15 protein-coding genes and 1 pseudogene are annotated in these 22,522 nt (G+C 61.9%); 11 read left to right on the top strand and 5 right to left on the bottom strand.

The genetic code is table 11. From position 1 onward, the window contains the following. Positions 1 to 106: 106 nt before the first annotated feature. Complete coding sequence (locus C4J92_RS24655) at positions 107 to 2,569, bottom strand: penicillin-binding protein 1A (RefSeq protein ID WP_372238401.1); 2,463 nt, start codon at positions 2,567 to 2,569, stop codon at positions 107 to 109. 220 nt (positions 2,570 to 2,789) lie between these two features. Here C4J92_RS24655 and pilM point away from each other — a divergent pair, with 220 nt between their 5' ends. The 11 genes and pseudogenes from pilM to C4J92_RS24595 all read left to right on the top strand — a co-directional run bounded on the left by pilM (position 2,790) and on the right by C4J92_RS24595 (position 19,372). After that, positions 2,790 to 3,446, top strand: a complete 657-nt coding sequence (pilM, locus tag C4J92_RS24650) for a type IV pilus assembly protein PilM (protein ID WP_164487550.1) — start codon at positions 2,790 to 2,792, stop codon at positions 3,444 to 3,446. Then, positions 3,443 to 3,994 (top strand): PilN domain-containing protein, encoded by a 552-nt coding sequence (locus C4J92_RS24645; RefSeq protein WP_124405503.1) that lies wholly within the window; start codon positions 3,443 to 3,445, stop codon positions 3,992 to 3,994. The genes pilM and C4J92_RS24645 overlap by 4 nt, the downstream gene beginning before the upstream one ends. Continuing rightward, positions 3,991 to 4,959, top strand: a complete 969-nt coding sequence (locus C4J92_RS24640; protein WP_124405502.1) for a pilus assembly protein PilP — start codon at positions 3,991 to 3,993, stop codon at positions 4,957 to 4,959. Before C4J92_RS24645 ends, C4J92_RS24640 begins: the two co-directional genes overlap by 4 nt. Before the next feature lie 141 nt (positions 4,960 to 5,100). After that, positions 5,101 to 6,354 (top strand): annotated as a pseudogene (locus C4J92_RS24635) (type IV pilus secretin PilQ); the annotation flags it as partial. Between the two features lie 4 nt (positions 6,355 to 6,358). Beyond that, positions 6,359 to 6,877, top strand: coding sequence for a shikimate kinase AroK (gene aroK / locus C4J92_RS24630; RefSeq protein WP_124372112.1), 519 nt, complete (start codon positions 6,359 to 6,361; stop codon positions 6,875 to 6,877). A 125-nt stretch (positions 6,878 to 7,002) separates the two neighbouring features. Next, on the top strand, positions 7,003 to 8,103 hold the full coding sequence (gene aroB / locus C4J92_RS24625; RefSeq protein ID WP_124368632.1) for a 3-dehydroquinate synthase: 1,101 nt from the start codon (positions 7,003 to 7,005) through the stop codon (positions 8,101 to 8,103). A 10-nt stretch (positions 8,104 to 8,113) separates the two neighbouring features. After that, complete coding sequence (locus tag C4J92_RS24620; RefSeq protein WP_124405501.1) at positions 8,114 to 9,685, top strand: SPOR domain-containing protein; 1,572 nt, start codon at positions 8,114 to 8,116, stop codon at positions 9,683 to 9,685. 349 nt (positions 9,686 to 10,034) lie between these two features. After that, the gene (gene gltB / locus C4J92_RS24610) at positions 10,035 to 14,480 is read left to right on the top strand and encodes a glutamate synthase large subunit (RefSeq protein WP_124405500.1); all 4,446 of its coding nucleotides are present in this window, start codon (positions 10,035 to 10,037) and stop codon (positions 14,478 to 14,480) included. Positions 14,481 to 14,512: 32 nt separating this feature from the next. Further along, positions 14,513 to 15,931, top strand: coding sequence for an FAD-dependent oxidoreductase (locus tag C4J92_RS24605; RefSeq protein ID WP_003171228.1), 1,419 nt, complete (start codon positions 14,513 to 14,515; stop codon positions 15,929 to 15,931). Positions 15,932 to 16,175: 244 nt separating this feature from the next. Beyond that, a complete protein-coding gene (hemE, locus tag C4J92_RS24600) occupies positions 16,176 to 17,243 on the top strand; it encodes a uroporphyrinogen decarboxylase (RefSeq protein ID WP_124368627.1) in 1,068 nt (355 codons plus the stop codon). Between the two features lie 1,025 nt (positions 17,244 to 18,268). Then, positions 18,269 to 19,372 carry a GlxA family transcriptional regulator gene (locus tag C4J92_RS24595; protein WP_124364728.1) on the top strand — a complete coding sequence of 368 codons (1,104 nt, stop codon included), beginning with the start codon at positions 18,269 to 18,271 and terminating at the stop codon, positions 19,370 to 19,372. Positions 19,373 to 19,467: 95 nt separating this feature from the next. Here the strand turns inward: C4J92_RS24595 and C4J92_RS24590 are convergent, their stop codons facing one another. From C4J92_RS24590 to C4J92_RS24575, 4 genes are all read right to left on the bottom strand, one after another. Then, entirely contained in the window at positions 19,468 to 19,731 is a 264-nt protein-coding gene (locus C4J92_RS24590; RefSeq protein WP_124405499.1) for a hypothetical protein, read from the bottom strand. A gap of 224 nt (positions 19,732 to 19,955) precedes the next feature. Further along, positions 19,956 to 20,447 (bottom strand): thioesterase family protein, encoded by a 492-nt coding sequence (locus tag C4J92_RS24585; protein ID WP_124405498.1) that lies wholly within the window; start codon positions 20,445 to 20,447, stop codon positions 19,956 to 19,958. Between the two features lie 27 nt (positions 20,448 to 20,474). Further along, positions 20,475 to 21,440, bottom strand: a complete 966-nt coding sequence (locus tag C4J92_RS24580) for an L-carnitine dehydrogenase (protein WP_124364725.1) — start codon at positions 21,438 to 21,440, stop codon at positions 20,475 to 20,477. A gap of 142 nt (positions 21,441 to 21,582) precedes the next feature. Continuing rightward, positions 21,583 to 22,470, bottom strand: coding sequence for a 3-keto-5-aminohexanoate cleavage protein (locus C4J92_RS24575; protein WP_124405497.1), 888 nt, complete (start codon positions 22,468 to 22,470; stop codon positions 21,583 to 21,585). Positions 22,471 to 22,522 lie beyond the last annotated feature (52 nt).

The raw sequence follows: 22,522 nt of genomic DNA, 5'->3' as shown, positions 1-22,522 counted from the left end.
CTTGCCCCCGATTGCATACTGTCAGCCAATGAATCTGGTGACTGATATACCGCTATCGGGGGCAAGCCCCCTCCCACATTGGTTCTCTGTAAGGCTACCGACTGGGTCAGAACAGATCGATCGGCGCACCTTCATCCGCTGGCAGCGGGCTGCCCGGTGCAACCCCGTTGCCCAGCTCGTTGACCGACGGCGGCGTGTCTTCGCTCTTGAACAGTTCGAAGTAGGCGTTCGGCGTGCTCGGCGAGGCTGCGCGGCCGCTTACCGGGTCGATGCGCAGGCTGAGGATGCCTTCCGGTTCCGGCTGGGTGTGCAGTGGCTTGTCCTTCAGTGCCGCGCCCATGTAACTCATCCAGATCGGCAGCGCGACGGTACCGCCGAATTCGCGACGGCCCAGGCTTTCCGGCTGGTCGTAACCGGTCCACACGGTGGTCACATAGTCGCCGTTGTAGCCGGAGAACCAGGCATCCTTGGATTCGTTGGTGGTACCGGTCTTGCCGGCGATGTCCGCGCGGCCGAGGGCCAATGCGCGCCGGCCGGTACCCTTCTTGATCACGTCTTGCAGGATGCTGTTGAGGATATAGGTGGTGCGGCCGTCCACGATGCGCTCAGCCACTGCCGGTGCTTGCGGCTCGGCCGGCGCGGGGGTGTTTGCGGCAGGCGTCGTGCCTGGGGTCGGCTCGATGGTGATGCCGCCGTTGCTAGGTGCGGCAAGACCATCGGTCGCCGCCACGCCATTGACTACATCGCCGGGCACCCGTGGCGGGTTGGCAGTGAACAGGATGTCGCCATTGCGGCTTTCGATCTTGTCGATCAGGTACGGCGAGATTTTGTAACCGCCGTTGGCAAAGGTGCTCCAGCCGGTGGCGATTTCCATCGGCGTGAGAGTGGCGGTACCCAGGGCCAGGGACAGGTTTGGCGGCAGGTCAGACTTGGCAAAGCCAAAGCGAGTCATGTAGTCGATGGTCTTGCCCACGCCCATTGCCTGCAGCAGGCGGATCGACACCAGGTTGCGCGACTTGTACAACGCCTCGCGAATGCGGATCGGGCCGAGGAAGGTGTTGGTGTCGTTCTTCGGGCGCCAGACTTTGTCCAGGTACTCATCGACAAACACGATCGGCGCGTCGTTGACCAGGCTGGCGGCGGTATAGCCGTTATCCAGCGCGGCACTATAGACGAATGGCTTGAAGCTCGAGCCCGGCTGGCGCTTGGCCTGGGTGGCGCGGTTGTAGTTGCTCTGCTCGAAGGCGAAGCCACCGACCAGGGCGCGGATCGCACCGTTTTGCGGGTCGAGGGACACCAGGGCGCCCTGGGCGACCGGGACTTGGCTGAATTTCAGGCTGTCATCCGCCTGGCGCTGCACGCGGATCAAATCGCCCACCTGCGCCACATCGGACGGCTGCTTGGGCATCGGGCCCATGCTGTTGGTATTCAGGAATGGGCGCGCCCATTTCATGCTGTCCCACGCTACATGCGCTTCGCCGGTGCGGGTCAGCACTTGTACGCCGTCTTTCTTCACCTGGGTGACGATGGCCGGCTCCAGGCCACTGATCGAGCGCTGTTTGCCCAGCTCGGTGGTCCAGGCGCTCAGGGTCTTGCCCGGCAGGCGCGATTCAGGGCCGCGATAGCCGTGGCGCTGGTCATAGGTGATCAGGCCTTCGTGCAGCGAATGGTTGGCAATTTCCTGCAAGTTGCTTGGAACGGTGGTAGTAACACGGAAACCTTCGGTGTAGGCCTCGCTGCCATACCTGCCGACCATCTCGGCACGCGCCATTTCGGCGATATACGGCGCATTCACTTCCGGCGTCGGCACGTGATAGCTGGCGTTCAACGGTTCGGCCACGGCGCTTTCGTAAGCCGCCTGGTCGATCTTGCCCAGCTTGTACATGCGCCCCAGGATCCAATCGCGCCGCTCCTTGCTGCGCGCCGGGTTGGCCAAGGGGTTGAAGCGCGACGGCGCCTTGGGCAGGCCGGCAATCATCGCCATCTGCGCCAGGCTGGCATCACGAATCGACTTGCCGTAGTACACCTGGGAAGCCGCCTCGATGCCGTAGGCGCGGTTGCCCAGGTAAATCTTGTTGACGTACAGCTCGAGAATTTCATCCTTGGTCAGCTGACGTTCAATCTGCAGCGCCAGCAGGATCTCGGTGGCCTTGCGCGAAAAACTGCGCTCGCTGGTGAGGAAGAAGTTCTTCGCCACCTGCATGGTGATGGTGCTGCCGCCGGATTGAATGTGTCCGCTTTTTACCAACTGCGTGGCTGCGCGTACCAGGCTGCTGGGATCGACGCCGTAGTGGTTGGCGAAATTATCGTCTTCAGCCGACAGCAACGCGCTGATGAAATTGGGTGGAATGTCGGCGAAACGGATCGGGGTGCGGCGCATTTCGCCGAACTCCGCGATCAGTTTTTCATCGCTGCTGTAGACCCGCAAAGGAATCTGCAACTGGATACTTCTGAGAGCCTCTACGGACGGCAAACCCGGACTAAGGTAGAGGTAGGCCCCGCTGAGTACGAGCAGCAGCCCGCAGACGATCGCGACAATGGAGTACCCGAAAAACTTCAGCAGACGAATCAAGGCTTTTGGATTTCCAGAGAAATGAAAGAGTTATGCGTCGGGGCATGCATGGCAAACGATGTATCGACCCGGGCAGCAGATAAAAAGCGGGAAAAAACGCTGGGCATTAAAGCATTTTCGCCTTCGGGCGTCATTCGCGCGGCTCAAACAAGTCGACCGAATGCACGCTGCCCGGCGGCAATCAGGCGGTAAGACAGGCAAAGCTTTAGGGAGTTTTATGGGAAAGGGATTTTTCAGGCGAAAACCCGACGTCGTCCTCGGCGTTGACATCAATGACCAGGGTATCAAGCTGGTCGAGCTGGGCCGTTCGGCGCAGGGTTTCAGCATTCAGGGATATGTCACGCAGGTATTGCCGGCACATGCGGTGGTCGATGGCACATTGCTTGACCTCGATGGCGTAGGGCGGGCGCTGCACCAGGCATTACCTCGCTTGCACAGTGGCACCAGGCACGCGGCCGTCGCGGTGGCGGGCCCTTCGGTCATTACCCGAGTGATCGAAATGGATACGGGCCTGGGCGACGAAGAGATGGCCTGGCAGATACAGATGGAGGCCGACCAATACATTCCTTATCCTCTGGACGAGGTCGCCATCGATTTTCAGGTGCGCGGGCCGTCGCCCCAGGAAGCGGGGCGGGTCGAGGTGTTGCTGGTGGCGTGCCTGCGTGAGCAGGTCGAGGCCCGCGAGGCGGCGCTGGCCCTGGCCGGGCTGGTGACACAGGTAGTGGATGTCGAAGCGTTTGCATTGGAGCGCGCTTGCCGTCAGGATTTTGCCAGCTTCACGCCGGGTCATCGAGTCGATGGCGCACAATGGGCCGTCGATGCCCAGGGGATGGGAGTGGCTTGCGGGTTAGCCCTGAGGAGTTTCGCTGGATGACACGAATCAATCTTTTGCCCTGGCGCCGAGCACTGGCGGAGCGGCGCCGCAAATATTTCCTGGCACTGTTGCTGGTATTTGCCTGCCTGGCGCTCGCGGCGGTGTGGCTGGCTGACCAGGTGATCGACCAGGCGATCGACCGGCAGGTTACCCGCAATGTGCGCCTGAGCGGGGATGTCGCCGTACAGGACTCACGCATCAAGACCATCGACGACCTGCAGGAGCGAAGCCAGCAATTGGCACAGCGCATGAAGGTCGTGCAGGACCTGCACGATGCGCGCTCTTCCGGTGCTCGGCTGTTCGATCAGTTGGCTCGCGCGATGCCCGATGGCGTTCATCTGCATGAAGTGGTCGCGAGTGGCGATACGATCAGCATCCGTGGCAGTGCCGACAGCAATCAGGATATCGCCCAGTTGATGCGTCGGTTGGAGGCGTCACAGGGTGGCCACTCCGCCCGGCTCGAACGGGTGCGGGCAGAGGGCGAGCGCGGCGATCACGAGTTTCAGCTGATGGTGCGTCAGGGGGAAACCATCGAGGCGCAACCATGAGCCTGCCCAGGCTCGACTTTTCCGCACTCTCCTACAACGCTGCAAAATGGCCCTGGCCTGGAAAGGCCCTGCTTGGCTGTGCGCTGGCCGGCCTGGTGCTGTTGCTTGGAGAGGGGGTTTACCTGGGGGCTTCGCGGGAGCGGCTGCACGGCCTCGAGGCGCGGGAGCAGGCGCTGCAAGCGCAGCTTGAAGAAAAAACCGGCTTGGCCGCCGAGCTTGAGGCGTACACCGAACAAGTCAGGGCGATGGAAGAGACTGTCGCGGGCCTTCAAGGGCAGTTGTCCGGTGAGTCCGCAGTGCCGGGCTTGCTGGAAGACATCGCCCGGCTGGCGGTTGCCAAAGGCGTCTGGATCGAGGGCGCCGCGGTGCTGGATGAGGCGTCGCTGCCGTTCCATGTCGAGCAGCCCTTGAAGATTGCCGCTACGGGGGCCTATCACGACTTGGCCGCGTTCGTCAGCGCCCTGGGCGGGTTGCAGCGCATCGTCACGGTGCATGACGTGGCGGTGCGGCCTGAAGGGGCATTGTTACGGCTTGACCTGCTGGCCAAGGCCTATCGAAGTGCGTCCCCAGGCGGCAGCGCCCAGGCGGTCGTCCCGGCTCCGCGCTTTGTTTATGACTCATCATCCCTGCGCGACCCGTTCCAACGGCCTGCCTTGCAAGCGGAGCACACGCCTGGGCGAGTGGCCCTTGCTCCAGACCTCACTCGGCCTCGCGGGCCGCTGGAGGGCATCGCAATCGAGCAGTTCGCCATGGTCGGTACGCTGTCGGGCGGTGGACAGACCTACGCGCTATTGCGTGCCGGACCGACAGTGCATCGGCTGGCGGTCGGTGACTACCTCGGGCCCGATCATGGCCAGGTCATGTCCATCCAGGACAGCCATGTCGAACTGGTCGAGCGCTTTCCCGATGAACAGGGCCTCTGGCTGGAGCGCCCGCGAACCCTGGTACTGAACGTCAACTCATAACGGAATCAAACCATGAAAAGGATTTTCTCGTGCTTCGGTGTGGCGCTATGGATAGCGTTCACAGCGCCGAAGGCTGCTGCTGTACCCAATCGCCTCGACCTGATCCAATTGCCGCCGCCCGAAAGCGCATCTTCGGTCGGCTACACCGGCGACAAGCTGAACCTTAATTTCCAGAACATCGATTTGCGCGCAGCGCTGCAGCAAATCGCCGATGTCGCAGGCCTTAACCTGGTGGCCGGTGACGAGGTGCAAGGTTCGATCACCCTGCGGCTCAAGGAGGTGCCTTGGGACCAGGCGCTGGATCTGGTGCTGCAAGCCAAGGGGTTGGACAAACGGGTGAAGGCCGGCGTATTGCTGGTGGCGCCTGCCGACGAATTGGCCGCTCGCGAACTGCTGACGTTGGAGGCGCGCAAGCAGATGGCTGAGCTGGCACCGTTACGCCGGGAGTTGCTGCAGGTCAATTATGCCAAGGCAGCGGACCTGGCCAAGCTGTTCCAGTCAGTGACCGGCTTTGAAGGCGCCACCGACGAGCGCGGCTCGGTGGCGGTCGACGACCGCACCAACAATATCATCGCCTACCAGACTGGAGAGCGGCTGGAAGAACTGCGGCGGATCGTGGCGCAGTTGGACGTGCCGGTGCGCCAGGTGATGATCGAGGCGCGCATCGTCGAGGCCAATGTCGATTACGACAAAGGCCTGGGCGCACGCTGGGGTGGGCGGCTCAATCGCGGCAATTGGAGCGCCGGCGGTATCCCCAAGCCCCAGGCGGACGGCGCGCAGCCACCAGAGAACCCGCCCAGCTCACCCTTCGTCGACCTGGGTTCGCTGACCGGCACCTCGGGCCTGGGACTGGCCTTTATCACCGACAACCTGCTGCTGGACCTTGAGCTGACCGCCATGGAAAAGTCCGGCAACGGCGAAATCGTCTCACAGCCCAAGGTGGTTACCTCGGACAAGGAAACCGCGCGCATCCTCAAGGGCACCGAGATCCCCTACCAGGAGTCCACGTCCCAGGGCGCAACCTCGGTGTCGTTCAAGGAAGCCTCGCTGTCGTTGGAGGTCACGCCGCAAATCACCCCCGACGATCATGTGATCATGGTGGTCAAGGTCACCAAGGACGAGCCCGACTATCTGAACAAACTCAACGACGTTCCGCCGATCAAGAAAAACGAGGTCAATGCCAAGGTCCTGGTCAAGGATGGCGAGACCATTGTCATCGGCGGGGTTTTCTCCAATACCCAAAGCAAAGTGGTAGATAAAGTGCCATTTTTAGGCGATGTGCCGTATCTTGGCCGCCTTTTCCGGCGCGATGTGCGGGCGGAGAAAAAATCCGAGCTGCTGGTATTCCTGACTCCGCGTATCATGAATAACCAGGCGATTGCTGTGAGTCGTTGATTCTGTGCGAAATTTGATTCTTGTAGGGCCGATGGGGGCTGGAAAAAGCACCATCGGCCGTTTGCTGGCCAAAGAGCTGCGCCTGCCATTCAAAGATTCCGATAAGGAAATTGAATTGCGCACGGGTGCCAATATCCCATGGATCTTCGATAAGGAAGGCGAGCTGGGCTTTCGCGACCGCGAGCAGGCAATGATTGCCGAACTGTGCGGCTGCGATGGCGTGGTATTGGCCACCGGCGGTGGCGCGGTGATGCGCGATGAAAATCGCCGCGCCCTGCACGCCGGTGGTCGCGTGGTGTACCTGCATGCCTCGGTGGAGCAGCAGGTGGGCCGCACCGCCCGTGATCGCAATCGCCCGTTGCTGCGCACGGCCAACCCGGAAAAAACCTTGCGAGACCTGCTGGCGCTGCGCGATCCGCTGTATCGGGAAATCGCCGATCTGGTGGTGGAAACCGATGAACGGCCGCCGCGAATGGTGGTGGTCGACATTCTTGAGCGCCTGCAACGGCTACCACCCCGTTAAAGCCTGGCCGCAAATGCGCTATTCTCGGCGGCGCGCCATGACCTCGCGGGGTGTGGCGTAGAGCCATCAGGCAGCGTCTGATCCAGGCGTTACCGGTCGTCAAAATATCTTCAACGCGGGGACACATGCAGACACTTAAGGTCGATCTAGGCGAGCGCAGCTACCCGATCCATATTGGCGAAGGCCTGCTGGACCAGCCCGAGCTGCTCGCACCGCATATTGCCGGTCGGCAAGTGGCGATCATCTCCAACGAAACGGTGGCGCCGCTGTATCTTGAGCGTCTGAGCCGCAGCCTGGCGGCGTACTCGGTGATCTCGGTGATCCTGCCCGACGGCGAAGCCCACAAAAACTGGGAAACCCTGCAACTGATTTTCGATGGCCTGCTGAGCGCACGGCATGACCGCCGTACCACCGTGGTCGCCCTGGGCGGCGGTGTGATCGGTGACATGGCCGGCTTCGCGGCCGCCTGCTACCAGCGTGGCGTGGACTTCATCCAGGTGCCGACCACACTGCTGTCCCAGGTCGATTCGTCGGTGGGCGGCAAGACCGGTATCAACCACCCGCTGGGCAAGAACATGGTCGGCGCGTTCTATCAGCCGCAGGCCGTGCTGATTGACACCGCAACCCTCAACACCCTGCCACCCCGCGAGCTGTCGGCGGGCCTGGCGGAAGTCATCAAGTACGGGCTGATCTGCGACGAGCCCTTCCTGACCTGGCTGGAAGAACACATGGACGCCTTGCGCGCCCTCGACCAGGTGGCACTCACCGAAGCGATTTCCCGCTCCTGTGCTGCCAAGGCGTTGGTGGTGAATGCCGACGAACGGGAGTCCGGTGTGCGGGCTACCCTGAACCTGGGCCACACCTTCGGCCATGCGATCGAAACCCACATGGGCTATGGTGTGTGGCTGCATGGGGAAGCCGTAGCGGCTGGCACCGTGATGGCATTGGAGATGTCGCAGCGCCTGGGCTGGATCAGCGTCCAGGAGCGTGATCGCGGTATCCGTCTGTTCCAACGCGCCGGTTTACCGGTGATTCCGCCGTCTGAAATGACCGAGGCGGATTTTCTGGAACACATGGCGATAGACAAGAAAGTGATCGACGGTCGACTGCGACTGGTGCTGTTGCGCCACATGGGCGAAGCGGTGGTGACCGACGATTATCCGAAAGAGATTTTACAGGCCACGCTGGGAGCGGATTACCGCGCCCTGGCCCAGCTTAAAGGTTAATAAGATCCCGATGACTAGTTTGCATGCCGACGAGGCGTTCCTCGGCCACTACCACCTTAGCCACGACCCTTTCGCGCCTCGGGTGCCTGGTTTCAAATTCTTCCCTGCCCAGCGCAAGCCGGTACTGGGGCAATTGCACCATCTCGCGCGCTACAGCCAGTTGCTGCTGGTGGTGACGGGGCCGTTGGGCAGCGGCAAGACCTTGCTGCGCCAGGCGCTGGTTGCCAGTACCAACAAGCAATCGGTGCAGAGCGTCGTCGTCTCGGCCCGTGGTGCCGGTGATGCGGCCGGCGTGTTGCGCCAGGTGGCGCAGGCGTTGGACGTGGCCAACCCTGAGCCGAACGCGATTCTCAAACAGGTGGTGCAACTGGGCCTGACCGGCCAGGAAGTCTATCTGCTGGTGGATGACGCCGAGCAGCTCGACGAATCTGCCCTGGAAGCCTTGTTGGCGCTGGCGGCGGGTACCCCGGAAGGGCGTCCCCATGTGTTCCTGTTTGGCGAGTCGTCGCTGATCGCCGATCTGGAGCAGATCAGCGGTGAACAAGAGCTGTTCCATGTCATCGAATTGCAGCCGTACGAAGAAGAAGAGACCCGCGAATACCTGGCTCAGCGCCTCGAGGGCGCGGGGGCGGGTATCGAACTTTTCTCCGCTGCGCAGATCTCTGATATTCACGAAAGCTCCGATGGCTGGCCTGGCAACATCAATCAGGTTGCCCGCGATGCAATGATCGAAGCCATGATTGCCAGCCGCTCTGCGGTCAAGCGTCCAAAGATGGGGTTCACTATGCCTAAGAAGCACGTATTGGCTATTTCTGCCGTTGTCGTGGTCGCTGTTGCCGCCGCCTGGTTGATTCCAGGCCGCAGCAAGGCACCGGCAACCGCTGGCGCGCCAACCGAACAGGCGCAGTTGCCACTGGGCAAGCCCACGCCGAACGTCGAATTCGCCAATTCCGGCCAGCCGACCAACCTGCCGATGGTCGGCCAACCTGTGATGCGCGGTCCGCTGGCCGAAGAAGCCGGGGGCATCTCCGAAGGCGACGACGGCGTGCCGGTGGAAGGCTCCAGCGCCACGCCGCCGACCGTGACCACCACCGCGCCACCTGCGGGCGTGCCTGCCGGTACGCCAGCGACTCCCGTTGCACCGGTTGCGCCAGCTGCCAAGCCGACCCCGGCGCCGACGGTTGCCACAGCCAAGCCTGCGCCTGCGCCGGTGACCAAGTCCGTGCCAACGCCTGCTCCAGCGGCCAAGCCTGCGGAAAAACCGGCGGCCACCGTTGCCAAGGCCGGCGCTGCCGGCAGCAGCTGGTACAGCAGCCAGCCCACCGGCAACTTCGTGGTGCAGATACTCGGCACCAGCTCCGAGGCCAACGCCCAGGCGTTCGTTAAAGAGCAGGGCGGCCAGTACCGTTATTTCAAGAAAGTGCTCAACGGCAAGCCGCTCTATGTGATCACCTACGGCAGCTTCCCAAGCCGCGCCGCAGCCGATTCCGCCATCAAGGCCTTGCCAGCGAAGGTTCAGGCTGGTAAACCTTGGCCTCGCACTGTTGCCAGCGTTCAACAAGAACTGGCAACAACTCGCTGAAGATCCGGCGGCCTTACCCAGGCCGCCCTCCCGGCACCTCAAAAAACTACAACAGCGTGCAGCCCTGAAGGCCGCGCGCTTTGTGGTGTCTGCGTCACGGTAGCTTTTGAGTCGTAGCGGTCAGAATTAAAAAAGTTTTGACTAGCACAGCATATCGCTTTAAACCTTTCATAAATGCGACATAGATTTGCGACATTTCGTCGCTAAATTTGTGAGCGTCTGTGACGGTGTGTACAATGACCTCCCTTTTGCCCCCGCTAAGCCGGCGTACGTTCGGCGTGGAAGGTAACCGGTTGAATTGAAAAGAAATTTGCCTCGATATAAGAGGCAGCCTGGTGAGAAAGTGTCTATGAAAGCAGGTCTGTACCAACCCGATGAATTCAAGGATAACTGCGGTTTCGGCCTGATAGCCCACATGCAGGGCGAGCCCAGTCATACCCTTTTGCAAACGGCCATCGAGGCCCTGACCTGCATGACCCACCGCGGTGGGATCAACGCCGACGGCAAGACCGGTGACGGTTGCGGCTTGCTGATTCAAAAGCCCGACCAGTTCCTGCGCGCGGTCGCCAAAGAGCACTTCGCCGTTGAATTGCCCAAGCAGTACGCCGTGGGCATGGTGTTCTTCAACCAGGACCCGGTTAAAGCCGAAGCCGCTCGCGAGAACATGAACCGCGAGATCGTTGCTGCCGGCCTGCAACTCGTCGGCTGGCGCAAAGTGCCGATCGACACCAGCGTACTCGGCCGCCTGGCCCTGGAGCGCCTGCCGCAGATCGAACAAGTGTTCATCGCAGGCGACGGCCTGAGCGACCAGGACATGGCGATCAAGCTGTTCACGTCCCGCCGTCGTTCGTCGGTGGCCAACGCCGCCGATACCGACCACTACATCTGCAGCTTTTCCCACAAGACCATCATTTATAAAGGCCTGATGATGCCGGCGGACCTCACCGCCTTCTATCCGGACCTGAGCGATGAGCGCCTGCAAACCGCAATCTGCGTGTTCCACCAGCGCTTCTCCACCAACACCCTGCCGAAATGGCCGCTGGCCCAGCCATTCCGCTTCCTCGCCCACAACGGCGAGATCAATACCATCACCGGCAACCGCAACTGGGCCGTAGCCCGTCGCACCAAGTTCGCCAACGATTTGATGGACCTGGAAGAGCTCGGCCCGCTGGTCAACCGCGTGGGTTCCGACTCCTCCAGCATGGACAACATGCTCGAACTGATGGTCACCGGCGGCATCGACCTGTTCCGGGGCGTGCGCATGATCATTCCGCCAGCGTGGCAGAACGTCGAGACCATGGACCCCGACCTGCGGGCGTTCTATGAGTACAACTCGATGCACATGGAACCGTGGGACGGCCCGGCCGGCGTGGTCATGACCGATGGTCGCTACGCGGTGTGCCTGCTCGACCGCAACGGCCTGCGCCCGGCGCGTTGGGTCACCACCACCAACGGCTTTATCACCCTGGCGTCGGAAATCGGCGTGTGGGACTACAAGCCTGAAGATGTGATCGCCAAAGGTCGCGTAGGCCCTGGCCAGATCCTCGCCGTGGACACCGAAACCGGGCAGATCCTCGATACCGACGCCATCGACAACCGTTTGAAGTCCCGTCACCCGTACAAGCAATGGCTGCGCAAGAACGCCCTGCGCATCCAGGCGACCATGGAAGACAACGACCACGGTTCGGCTTTCTACGACGTCGACCAGCTCAAGCAATACATGAAGATGTACCAGGTCACGTTCGAAGAGCGCGACCAGGTGCTGCGCCCGCTCGGCGAGCAAGGCTACGAGGCGGTCGGCTCCATGGGCGACGACACGCCGATGGCCGTGCTGTCCCAGCGTGTGCGCACGCCGTACGACTACTTCCGCCAGCAATTCGCCCAGGTGACCAACCCACCGATCGATCCGCTGCGCGAAGCGATCGTGATGTCCCTGGAAGTGTGTCTGGGTGCCGAGCGCAACATTTTTCAGGAATCGCCGGAGCACGCGTCCCGCGTGATCCTCAGCTCGCCGGTCGTTTCCCCGGCCAAGTGGCGCTCCTTGATGACCCTGGAGCGTCCGGGCTTCGACCGCCAGATCATTGACCTGAACTACGACGAGAGCCTCGGCCTTGAAGCCGCTGTGCGCAACGTCGCCGACCAGGCCGAAGAAGCCGTGCGCGCCGGTCGTACCCAGATCGTGCTGACCGACCGTCATATCGCTCCAGGCAAGCTGCCGATCCATGCCGCCCTGGCAACGGGCGCGGTGCACCACCGCCTGACTGAAAAGGGCCTGCGCTGCGACTCCAACATCCTTGTGGAAACCGCCACTGCCCGTGACCCGCATCACTTCGCCGTGTTGATCGGTTTCGGCGCCTCGGCTGTGTATCCGTTCCTTGCGTACGAAGTGCTCGGCGATCTGATTCGTACCGGTGAGGTGCTGGGCGACCTCTACGAAGTATTCAAGAACTACCGCAAGGGCATCACCAAAGGCCTGCTGAAGATCCTGTCGAAGATGGGCATCTCCACCGTCACCTCCTACCGTGGCGCGCAACTGTTCGAAGCCATCGGCCTGTCCGAAGAAGTCTGCGAGCTGAGCTTCCGTGGCGTGCCGAGCCGCATCAAGGGTGCGCGTTTCGTCGACATCGAAGCCGAGCAGAAAGCCCTGGCGGCCGAAGCCTGGAGCGCACGCAAGCCGATCCAGCAGGGCGGCCTGCTCAAGTTCGTGCACGGTGGCGAATACCATGCTTATAACCCGGACGTGGTCAGCACCCTGCAAGCCGCAGTGCAGCAGGGCGACTACGCCAAGTTCAAGCTGTACACGAGCCTGGTGGATAACCGCCCGGTGTCGATGATCCGCGACCTGTTCAAGGTCAAGACCCTGGACACGCCGCTGGCCATCAGCGAAATCGAACCGCTGGAATCGATCCTCAAGCGCTTCGACTCCGCCGGTATTTCCCTGGGCGCCTTGTCGCCCGAGGCTCACGAAGCCCTGGCCGAAGCCATGAACCGCCTGGGTGCGCGTTCCAACTCCGGCGAAGGCGGTGAAGACCCGGCGCGTTACGGCACCATCAAGAGTTCGAAGATCAAGCAAGTCGCTACTGGCCGTTTCGGGGTGACCCCGGAATACCTGGTCAACGCCGAAGTGCTGCAGATCAAAGTCGCGCAGGGCGCCAAGCCCGGTGAAGGCGGCCAACTGCCCGGTGGCAAGGTCAACGGCCTGATCGCCAAGTTGCGCTATGCGGTACCCGGCGTGACCCTGATTTCGCCGCCGCCGCACCACGACATCTATTCGATTGAAGATTTGTCGCAGCTGATTTTTGACCTCAAGCAAGTCAATCCGCAGGCGCTGGTCTCGGTGAAACTGGTAGCAGAAGCGGGCGTGGGCACCATCGCCGCCGGCGTGGCCAAGGCCTATGCCGACCTGATCACCATCTCCGGCTACGACGGCGGCACCGGTGCTTCGCCGCTGACCTCGATCAAATACGCCGGTGCGCCATGGGAACTGGGCCTGGCCGAAACCCACCAGACCCTGCGCGGCAACGACCTGCGCGGCAAAGTCCGGGTACAGACCGACGGTGGCCTGAAAACCGGCCTCGACGTGATCAAGGCCGCGATCCTCGGCGCCGAGAGCTTCGGCTTCGGCACCGCGCCAATGATCGCCCTGGGCTGCAAATACCTGCGCATCTGCCACCTGAACAACTGCGCCACCGGCGTTGCGACGCAGAACGAGAAGCTGCGCAAGGATCACTACATCGGCACCGTCGACATGGTGGTGAATTTCTTCACCTACGTCGCCGAAGAGACCCGTGAGTGGCTGGCCAAGCTGGGCGTGCGCTCGCTGGAAGAGCTGATCGGTCGTACCGATCTGCTGGATATCCTCGAAGGCCAGACCGCCAAGCAACAGCACCTGGACCTGACGCCGCTGCTGGGCAGCGATCACATCCCGGCAGACAAGCCACAATTCTGTCAGGTGGACCGCAACCCACCGTTCGATAAGGGCCTGCTGGCCGAGAAGATGGTCGACCTGGCCGGTTCGTCGATCAACGATGCCAGCGGTGGCGAGTTCGCCCTGGATATCTGCAACTGCGACCGTTCCATCGGCGCTCGTGTTTCCGGCGAAATCGCGCGCAAGCACGGCAACCAGGGCATGGCGAAAGCGCCGATCACCTTCCGTTTCAAGGGCACTGCGGGTCAGAGCTTCGGCGTGTGGAACGCAGGCGGCCTACATATGTACCTGGAAGGCGACGCCAACGACTACGTGGGCAAGGGCATGACCGGCGGCAAGCTGGTGATCGTTCCGCCGCTCGGCAGCGTCTACAAGTCGCAGGACAGCGCCATCATCGGCAACACCTGCTTGTACGGCGCCACCGGTGGCAAGCTGTTCGCCGCCGGTACCGCCGGTGAGCGTTTCGCCGTGCGTAACTCCGGTGCCCACACCGTGGTGGAAGGCACCGGCGATCACTGCTGCGAGTACATGACCGGGGGCTTTGTCGCGGTATTGGGCAAGACCGGTTACAACTTCGGTTCGGGCATGACCGGCGGTTTCGCCTACGTGCTCGACCAGGACAACACCTTCGTCGACAAGGTCAACCACGAGTTGGTCGAGATCCAGCGGATCAGCGGCGAAGCCATGGAGTCCTACCGCAACCACCTGCAGCACGTGCTGGACGAGTACGTCGAGGAAACCGGCAGCGAATGGGGGCGTAACCTCGCCGAGAACCTCGATGATTACCTGCGTCGTTTCTGGCTGGTCAAGCCCAAGGCTGCCAACCTGAAATCGTTGCTTTCCAGCATCCGTGCCAACCCGCAGTGATATGCGCCTGAACAGTTTGATGAGGTTTTAACATGGCTGAACGTCTGAATAACGACTTCCAGTTCATCGATGTCGGGCGCAAAGATCCGAAGAAGAAACTGTTGCGTCAACGCAAGAAAGAGTTCGTGGAAATCTACGAACCCTTCAAACCCCAGCACTCGGCCGACCAGGCCCACCGCTGCCTGGGGTGCGGTAACCCGTATTGCGAATGGAAGTGCCCGGTGCACAACTTCATTCCCAACTGGCTCAAGCTGGTGGCCGAGGGCAACATCCTCGCCGCCGCCGAGCTGTCGCACCAGACCAACACCCTGCCGGAAGTCTGCGGCCGGGTGTGCCCGCAGGACCGTCTGTGCGAGGGTGCCTGCACCCTCAACGACGGCTTCGGCGCGGTGACCATCGGTTCGGTAGAGAAATACATCACCGACACCGCGTTCGCCATGGGCTGGCGCCCGGACATGTCCAAGGTCAAGCCGACCGGCAAGCGCGTCGCGATTATCGGCGCCGGCCCTGCCGGCCTGGGCTGTGCCGACGTGCTGGTGCGTGGTGGCGTGACTCCGGTGGTGTTCGACAAGAACCCGGAAATCGGCGGCCTGCTGACCTTCGGCATCCCCGAGTTCAAGCTGGAAAAGACCGTGCTGAGCAATCGTCGCGAAGTCTTCACTGGTATGGGCATCGAGTTCCGCCTGAACACCGAGATCGGCAAAGACATCACCATGGAGCAACTGCTCGCCGAATACGATGCGGTATTCATGGGCATGGGCACCTACACCTACATGAAGGGCGGCTTTGCCGGTGAGGACCTGCCGGGCGTGTATGACGCGCTCGACTTCCTGATCGCCAACGTCAACCGCAACCTGGGCTTTGAAAAGTCGCCGGAAGATTTCGTCGACATGAAAGGCAAGAAGGTCGTGGTACTCGGCGGTGGTGACACCGCGATGGACTGCAACCGCACCTCGATCCGCCAGGGCGCCAAGTCGGTGACCTGTGCGTATCGCCGTGACGAAGCCAACATGCCCGGTTCGCGCAAAGAGGTGAAGAACGCCAAGGAAGAAGGGGTGAAATTCCTCTACAACCGCCAGCCGATCGCGATTGTCGGTGAAGACCGCGTCGAAGGCGTGAAGGTGGTCGAGACCCGTCTCGGCGAACCGGACGCCCGAGGCCGTCGCAGCCCCGAGCCGATCCCGGGTTCCGAAGAAATCATCCCGGCCGACGCCGTGGTCATTGCCTTCGGTTTCCGCCCAAGCCCGGCGCCGTGGTTCGAGCAGTTCGAAATTCAGACCGACAGCCAGGGCCGTGTTGTGGCCCCGGAGCAAGGCCAGTACAAGCACCAGACCAGTAACCCGAAAATCTTCGCCGGTGGCGACATGGTGCGCGGCTCGGACCTGGTGGTAACCGCGATCTTCGAAGGGCGCAATGCCGCGGAAGGGATCCTGGACTACCTGCAAGTCTGACCCCGATCCCCGCTTGAAATGGGATCAAAATGTGGGAGGGGGCTTGCTCCCGATTGCGGAGTATCAGTCACCAGATTCACTGGCTGACACACCGCTATCGGGAGCAAGCCCCCTCCCACATTTGTTTTGTGCTGTGTTCAAGCTACCGCGACAAATTGACCCGATAGACAAAAGGCACGGCGCATTCCGTGCCTTTTGCGTCGCGCTCTGAGAAAATGCCCGCACTTTTTTTGCGGATGCCGACATGACTGCCCTCAAGAACGACCGTTTCCTTCGTGCCCTGCTCAAGCAACCCGTAGACGTCACGCCCGTGTGGATGATGCGTCAAGCCGGTCGCTACCTGCCGGAATACCGCGCCAGTCGCGCCAATGCCGGCGACTTCATGAGCCTGTGCATGAACCCTACGTTCGCCTGCGAAGTCACGATGCAGCCGCTGGACCGCTACCCGCAGCTGGATGCGGCCATCCTCTTCTCCGATATCCTCACTATCCCGGACGCCATGGGCCAAGGCCTGTACTTCGAGACCGGCGAAGGCCCGCGTTTCAGGAAAGTCGTCAGTACCCTGGCTGATATCGAAGCCTTGCCGATCCCTGATCCGCACAAAGACCTCGGCTACGTGATGGATGCCGTCAGCACCATCCGCCGCGAGCTCAACGGCCGCGTGCCACTGATCGGTTTCTCCGGCAGCCCATGGACCCTGGCCACTTATATGGTCGAAGGCGGCTCGTCCAAAGACTTCCGCAAGACCAAGGCCATGCTCTACGACAACCCGCACGCCATGCACCTGTTGCTGGACAAGCTGGCGCAGTCGGTCACCTCGTACCTCAATGGCCAGATCATGGCCGGCGCGCAAGCGGTGCAGATTTTCGATACCTGGGGCGGCAACCTGTCGGCGGCGGCGTACCAGGAATTCTCCCTGGCCTACATGCGCAAGATCGTCAGCGGCCTGATCCGCGAACACGAAGGCCGCAAAGTGCCGGTGATCCTGTTCACCAAGGGCGGTGGCCTGTGGCTGGAAAGCATCGCCGACGCCGGTGCCGATGCCCTCGGCCTGGACTGGACCTGCGATATTGGCGAAGCCCGCCGCCGCGTTGGTAACCAGGTTGCGCTGCAGGGCAACATGGACCCGACCGTGCTGTACGCCAAGCCGGAAGCGATCCGCACCGAAGTCGGGCGCATCCTCGCCAGCTACGGCAAAGGCACCGGGCATGTGTTCAACCTGGGTCATGGCATCACCCCGGAAGTGAACCCGGAACATGCCGGCGCGTTCCTGCGCGCGGTGCACGAGCTGTCGGCGCAATATCACGAGTAACAGGCAAGACCAATGTGGGAAGGGGTTGCTCCCTCCCACATTTTGACCTGTGAATACATTTCAATGTTGGGAGGGGCTTGCCCCCGATAGCCATAGATATCTACACAACTTTGGCGTAGCCCTGAACCTTTGGCGAGGGAGCTTGCTCCCGTGGCGACCTGGCGGCCTATAGCTATCTGACTGATGCCGCGCGATCCAAATGTGGGAGGGGGCTTGCTCCCGATGGCGGCCTGACAGCCGACCAGGATGCTGGATCAGGGCGAGTACATATCCGTTGCTGCGGTAACGGCTGCTATGGGTTCCGCCCTTACGGCGTCTCACTTTTGAAAAGCGCAAAAGTAAGCAAAACGCTCTTGCCCCACCACTCGGCACCTCGCTTAGGCTCGGTGTGCCCGTAATCCGACAGCGATTTGGGGGGCCGCCGCCACGCGCCATCCATGGCGCGGGGCGGCTAAACCGGCATCCCTGCCGGTTTACCCCCCAAATCACTGTCGAATTCCGGCCAGCGTGGTTTAACGGGGCGCTTAAGATCAAGAGCAAGATCAAGAGCGGCTCGCTTCGCATCGTGGTTACTGTTGGCTGCTACAAAGTTGTGTAGATACCTATGCCCCGATAGCGCCAGTACAACCAGCACTGCTCATAAAGTGAACACCCGAGCCTAAAGCGCCACCTTTTAGCGCGTCGCAAATAGATAAGTAGCTCGCGAACGATTTCTCCCTCGACCACCCGTCTCCCGTGCGTTGGGTGACAGACTTCTCCTACGCCCGCAAAGCGCCTTCCCACAAGTGCTACCGATCTGCTCACGGCCCTCTGGCCTTCGGCCTCGTGCGTCATATCCCGCGTTTAATCGGCGGGCTTATATAGACGCATCAACAGGTCGTTTTCAGGATTTGTTGAATGGCCATTCAATTTCAGGCATGGCATTTGCTCTATCAATTCAAAGCCTCTCTCCCTCTCAGGAGATGAGCGCAATAACAAGAGCCTCGCCTGAGGCCATCACCCGCTTTGTGTGAGGAGATACTGCGATGACGTCGTTCAACTCAGGGGCCCAACCCCAGAACCGTGCGCCCCAATCCATCGGCTTTTTGCTGCTGGACAATTTCACGCTGATTTCCCTGGCGTCGGCCGTGGAACCGCTGCGCATGGCCAACCAGCTGTCCGGCCGCGAGTTGTATCGCTGGACCACCCTGAGTGTCGACGGCAACCAAGTATGGGCCAGCGACGGCCTGCAGATCACCCCCGATGCCGCCATGCACAAGGCCCCGGCCCTGGACACGGTGATCGTGTGCGGTGGCGTGGGCATCCAGCGCACCGTCACCCGCGAACACGTGTCGTGGCTGCAAAGCCAGGCGCGTCAATCCCGTCGTCTCGGTGCGGTCTGCACCGGCAGCTGGGCCCTGGCCTGCGCGGGCCTGCTCGACGGTTTCGATTGCAGCGTGCACTGGGAATGCCTGGCGTCGATGCAGGAAGCGTTTCCCCGCGTCGCCATGAGCACACGCCTGTTCACCCTCGATCGCAACCGCTTCACCAGCTCCGGCGGCACCGCGCCGTTGGACATGATGCTGCACCTGATCAGCCGCGACCACGGCCGTGAGCTATCGGCCGCCATCTCCGAGATGTTCGTGTACGAACGCATCCGCAACGAACAGGATCACCAGCGTGTGCCGCTCAAGCACATGCTCGGCACCAACCAGCCGAAGCTGCAGGAAATCGTGGCGCTGATGGAAGCCAACCTGGAAGAGCCCATCGACCTGGATGAACTGGCGGTCTACGTCGCCGTGTCGCGTCGCCAGCTGGAGCGGTTGTTCCAGAAATACCTGCACTGTTCGCCGTCGCGCTACTACCTCAAGTTGCGCCTGATCCGTGCGCGGCAGTTGCTCAAGCAAACGCCGATGTCGATCATCGAAGTGGCGTCGGTGTGCGGGTTTGTGTCCACCCCGCACTTCTCCAAGTGCTACCGCGAATACTTCGGCATTCCGCCGCGCGATGAGCGTGTAGGCTCCAACACCACCCAGCAGGTGGCGATGCTGCCGATTCCGCAGGCGCTGGTATTGTCACCGTTGTCGGGGCCGATGTCGGCGTTGAGCCAGGCCAGGAATGAGTCGACTTTCGCCAGTGTAAGGCTCTAGACCGGGTTGACTGCATCGGGGGCAAGCCCCCTCCCACCTTTGACTGTGTTCACAAATCAAAATGTGGGAGGGGGCTTGCCCCCGATAGCACTCTGTCAGGCGCCGCGGTTCTGCTTGAACTGCATCAAGGCTGGCAACAACTGCTTATCGATCGCCTGACGCACCGCCGGCAGAATCGTTGCGCTGCCGCTGTACATCTGCTCAACCATGCCCTTGAGCGCCTTGGCCCGTGCCTCGCTCAAACCGCGTACCGCGCACTCGCAAGCCTGCTCGGCAGTGGCACCGCTGGACACTTCGAAACCCAACGAGCGCAGTTGGCCCAGCAGGTCATCCTGGTCAATCAAATCCGCATGCATCATGACGTTTATCCTGGTGAGGGGAGCGGGGTTCGACCTCGATTCTGGTAGCCGCCCAGGCGGTCGGCAAGGGCAGAATGCGTGAATGCCTCAGATGGCTATGAGGGTGTCGTTTTCGGGCCATGCGCCAGGTGCACTTACCGGCACACTGGTCCCAGGCACGCAGCTTGATGGTTTGGTCACCCTCTGGATGCACGGCTCACACAAGGCACTCTGCCCCGATCCAGTCACGGCTGGCTCGGGGCTTTTTTTGCCGGCAAGCCAATGACACGGCCAAGCAGGGCGGGCGTTGGTAGCTCGGCCTGTGCGGCGCCGATGGCAGCCAGACGTTCCAGCGTGGCCTCGGTGAACGGCGTGGCATGCGGCCCTGCCAGGTCGACATGCAGCAGCATCTGTTCGTTGCCGGCCAGTTCCTTGTCATCCCCCACCGGGTGCAGGCTGTGATAGAGATGCAGGCGCTTGGCGTCGTGAGCGATCAGTTGGGTGCGCACCTCCACCTTGGCACCCAGCTTCACTTCGTGCAGGTAGTTCAGATGCAACTCCAGAGTGAACAGCGAGTGGCCGCTGGCTTCGCGGTGGTCACTGTCCAGGCCCAGCATGTCCATCAGTGCGTCGGTGGCGTAGCTGAAGATCAGCAGGTAGAACGCATCGCGCAGGTGGCCGTTGTAGTCGACCCATTCAGGCAGGATTTGAGTGGTGTAGGTTTTCAATGCGGGCATGGATCCAGACTCGGTCAAGAATGTGGGTTATTCGGCGAAGCTCATGCCGTGTTTGGCTTTAGTCACTTTGACTGCCTCCAATACCGCCAGCAGGCAATCATCACGATAGCGCTCCAGCGCCGCAATGCTGTGTTTGCCTAACTGGTCGCGGGTGCCATCGACCACATCGTCGATCAACTTGTCGGTGAGTTCCGGCGCCGGCAAATAGGTCCACGGCAACTGCAACGCCGGGCCGAACTGCGCCATGAAGTGGCGCATGCCCGCATCGCCACCGGCCAGGGTGTAGGTGAGGAAGGTGCCCATGAACGACCAGCGCAGCCCGGCGCCAAAGCGAATCGCGTCGTCGATTTCGCCGGTGGTCGCCACGCCATCGTTGACCAGATGCAGCGCCTCGCGCCACAGCGCTTCCAGCAGGCGGTCAGCAATAAACCCCGGCACTTCCTTGCGCACATGCAGTGGGCGCATGCCGAGGGATTCATAGACCTTGATCGCGGCCTGGATCGCCTCCGGCGCGGTGTGCTTGCCGCCGACCACTTCCACCAACGGCAGCAGGTAAACCGGGTTGAACGGGTGGCCAACCACGCAACGCTCCGGGTGGGTCGAACCCTCATAAAATTCACTTGGCAATAGCCCGGACGTGCTCGAGCCGATCAACGCATTCGGCTTGGCTGCGGCGCTGATCTTGCTGTGCAAATCCAGTTTCAGCTCCAGGCGTTCCGGGGCGCTTTCCTGGATGAAGTCGGCGTCCCTTACGCATTCCTCAATGGTGGCGACAAAGCGCAGGCGCGCCTGGGATGCTCCCGGCGCCAGGCCTTGTTGCTCCAGGGCGCCCCAGGCGTTGGCGACACGTTTGCGCAGGGCCGCTTCGGCGCCGGGCGCCGGGTCCCAGGCTACGACGTCCAGGCCGTGGGCGAGGGCGCGGGACACCCAGCCGCTGCCGATAACACCGCTGCCGAGGGCGGCGAAGGTTTTGATTTCGGTGATAAAGCTCATTGGCACATTCCTAAAGCGTTCGGTGATCCCTTGTGGGAGGGGGCTTGCTCCCGATGACGGTGTTTCAGTCATGCATCTTTAGGCTGATCCACCGCTATCGGGAGCAAGCCCCCTCCCACATTTTCGATTTGGTTTCGCAGGACTAGCCGCGTTTGGCCAGGCCCATCTTGATGCGGCCTTCCGCCGGGGTCATGACTCGCGCGCCCAGGCGGCTGAGGATTTCACCGGCGCGCTCCACCAACTGCCCATTGGTGGCAAGCACGCCTTTGTCCAGCCACAGGTTGTCTTCCAGGCCGACCCGCACATTGCCGCCCAGCAGCACCGCCTGCGCCGCCATCGGCATCTGCATGCGGCCGATGCCGAAGCCGGCCCACACGGCGTCGGCGGGCAAGTTGTCGACCATGGCTTTCATGGTGGTGGTGTCGGCCGGCGCGCCCCACGGGATGCCCAGGCACAGTTGAAACAGCGGGTTGTCGAGCAGGCCTTCCTTGATCATCTGCTTGGCGAACCACAGGTGGCCGGTGTCGAAAATCTCCAGCTCGGCTTTAACGCCCAGCGCCTGGATGCGCTTGGCGCCGGCGCGCAATTGCGCCGGAGTGGACACGTAAATGGTGTCGCCATCGCCGAAGTTCAGGGTGCCGCAATCGAGGGTGCAGATTTCCGGCAGCAATTGCTCGACATGGGCCAGGCGCGTCAGTGGGCCGACCAGGTCGGTGTTGGGACCAAACTCCATGGGGTGCTCGTCACTGCCGATCTCCAGGTCGCCACCCATGCCGGCAGTGAGGTTGACGATGATGTCGATGTCGGCCTCGCGGATGCGCTCCATCACTTCGCGATACAGCGCCACGTCGCGGCTGAACTTGCCGGTGTGCGGGTCACGCACATGGCAGTGCACCACGGTCGCGCCGGCCTTGGCGGCTTCCACGGCGGCGGCCGCGATTTGTTTGGGGGTGACCGGCACGTGCGGGCTTCTGGCGGTCGTGTCGCCAGCACCGGTGAGTGCGCAGGTGATGATGACGTCGTGGTTCATGAGGCGGTTCCTTACAGGCGTGGGGGTGCCGTTCGCAGCCGGTCGGGGCTGC

Source organism: Pseudomonas sp. R3-18-08, assembly GCF_003852065.1.
GTDB lineage: Bacteria > Pseudomonadota > Gammaproteobacteria > Pseudomonadales > Pseudomonadaceae > Aquipseudomonas.
This window is presented reverse-complemented; position numbering and strand designations above follow the sequence as displayed.

Excerpts from the sequence above, each read along its gene's own strand:
- pilM (WP_164487550.1), top strand. The coding sequence starts at position 2,790 with ATGGGAAAGGGATTTTTCAGGCGAAAACCCGACGTCGTCCTCGGCGTT.
- C4J92_RS24645 (WP_124405503.1), top strand. The coding sequence starts at position 3,443 with ATGACACGAATCAATCTTTTGCCCTGGCGCCGAGCACTGGCGGAGCGG.
- C4J92_RS24640 (WP_124405502.1), top strand. The coding sequence starts at position 3,991 with ATGAGCCTGCCCAGGCTCGACTTTTCCGCACTCTCCTACAACGCTGCA.
- aroB (WP_124368632.1), top strand. The coding sequence starts at position 7,003 with ATGCAGACACTTAAGGTCGATCTAGGCGAGCGCAGCTACCCGATCCAT.
- C4J92_RS24620 (WP_124405501.1), top strand. The coding sequence starts at position 8,114 with ATGACTAGTTTGCATGCCGACGAGGCGTTCCTCGGCCACTACCACCTT.
- gltB (WP_124405500.1), top strand. The coding sequence starts at position 10,035 with ATGAAAGCAGGTCTGTACCAACCCGATGAATTCAAGGATAACTGCGGT.
- C4J92_RS24605 (WP_003171228.1), top strand. The coding sequence starts at position 14,513 with ATGGCTGAACGTCTGAATAACGACTTCCAGTTCATCGATGTCGGGCGC.
- hemE (WP_124368627.1), top strand. The coding sequence starts at position 16,176 with ATGACTGCCCTCAAGAACGACCGTTTCCTTCGTGCCCTGCTCAAGCAA.
- C4J92_RS24595 (WP_124364728.1), top strand. The coding sequence starts at position 18,269 with ATGACGTCGTTCAACTCAGGGGCCCAACCCCAGAACCGTGCGCCCCAA.
- C4J92_RS24590 (WP_124405499.1), bottom strand. The coding sequence starts at position 19,731 with ATGATGCATGCGGATTTGATTGACCAGGATGACCTGCTGGGCCAACTG.
- C4J92_RS24585 (WP_124405498.1), bottom strand. The coding sequence starts at position 20,447 with ATGCCCGCATTGAAAACCTACACCACTCAAATCCTGCCTGAATGGGTC.
- C4J92_RS24580 (WP_124364725.1), bottom strand. The coding sequence starts at position 21,440 with ATGAGCTTTATCACCGAAATCAAAACCTTCGCCGCCCTCGGCAGCGGT.
- C4J92_RS24575 (WP_124405497.1), bottom strand. The coding sequence starts at position 22,470 with ATGAACCACGACGTCATCATCACCTGCGCACTCACCGGTGCTGGCGAC.